Below are 792 nucleotides of genomic sequence, written 5' to 3' on the forward strand. Positions count from 1 at the left end.
AGCTGACCACCGGCTGCGCTTTCAAAAAAGAGATCAGGTCGACAAGCCGCGACCGCCCATGCGCTGACGACGTCATGGCCGAGAGACGCGCCAATTCATGACGCAGGGTCCCCAGATGGCCCAGCTCATACGAGAGGTTCCGCGTGGCGACCTCCAGAAACATGCCCAAGCCACTCAGCGGTGACCAGATCCGAAAGCCGTTGCGGGTCAGCGACACGGATGGCGGCACGATCCATCCGGCAGTGGTGGGCATCAGCAGGCCCCCTGCCCTCTCGTCCAGATCATCGCGGCCAGCGCTTTGATCGGGCGACAAACCTCGCAGGCGCCGCGCGGCACCTTCCACGGCCATGAAGACCAGCCGCTCGGCCACCGGACTGCTGCGCCGGGACCGGAAGGCATAGCTGGCCGCCGCGCACCATCCCGCCAGGATCGGAACGTGGGACCAGGCGCGACCGGCATCCACCACCAAAGGCAGCTCCGCATCCTCGAGCCGATCGCCCTCGTCGCGTGTCTGCCCGATGGGTGCGGCTGCCGCTTCGATCCGGCGCAGCGCCGCCACCGGTGCGCTGAATGGATCGCCAGGCCGCCGGATGAGGGACAGAACCTTCAGCGCCATCTCGACCGCTCGGGCATCCTCTGCCATCGCGGTTCCGCTGGTGAGACGAAGCACCATCCCCTGCGTCGAGATGCGCTCGCCTTCCAGCCCGATCGAGGCAGCAGCTTCCAGAAGGCTCGTCTCCATCCGCCACAATCCAGCCAGGGCGGGGTCAGCCAGAAGGATGCCCTCAACCC

General features: G+C 66.9%; 1 protein-coding gene. It reads right to left on the reverse strand.

The window, feature by feature from the left end:
- A partial coding sequence (locus DKT70_RS17640; RefSeq protein WP_146612699.1) for a hypothetical protein occupies window positions 1-742 on the reverse strand: 742 nt, incomplete at its 3' end.
- Window positions 743-792: the final 50 nt, after the last annotated feature.

Origin of the sequence: Paracoccus sediminilitoris, from assembly GCF_003259195.1 — a bacterium.
GTDB classification, from domain to species: Bacteria; Pseudomonadota; Alphaproteobacteria; order Rhodobacterales; family Rhodobacteraceae; genus Paracoccus; species Paracoccus sediminilitoris.